The sequence below is a fragment of the Pseudoalteromonas sp. S4741 genome, assembly GCF_005886135.1.
Classification (GTDB): Bacteria; Pseudomonadota; Gammaproteobacteria; order Enterobacterales; family Alteromonadaceae; genus Pseudoalteromonas; species Pseudoalteromonas tetraodonis.
On sequence record NZ_PNCN01000128.1, the window covers coordinates 1 to 253 of the forward strand.

Below are 253 nucleotides of genomic sequence, written 5' to 3' on the forward strand. Positions count from 1 at the left end.
GTAATGGTGAATAATCTTAAAGCCGTTTCATCACGGATGCTGAGATTACAAAATACGCATTTAACAAGACAAAGTAAGAGTGCTGCTTTGTGGTCTAGGTCTTACTTTGCTTGCAGTGCGGGTGGAGCAACGATTGAAACGCTTCGAGCTTATGTTGATAGCCAATCAACACCAGATTAAAGTTCTTCGAACTTTACGCCTTATATCCCCGCCCTCGGATCGGGCGAGGGTTTACGGCGAAACTGCTAAAAAA

The 253-nt window shown here is 43.9% G+C and carries 1 protein-coding gene; it reads left to right on the top strand.

Features of this window, described 5'->3' with window-relative positions:
* Nucleotides 1-180: transposase (locus CWC30_RS15440; RefSeq protein ID WP_171034736.1), on the top strand; the 180-nt coding region annotated here is incomplete at its 5' end.
* Between the last annotated feature and the right edge of the window lie 73 nt (nt 181-253).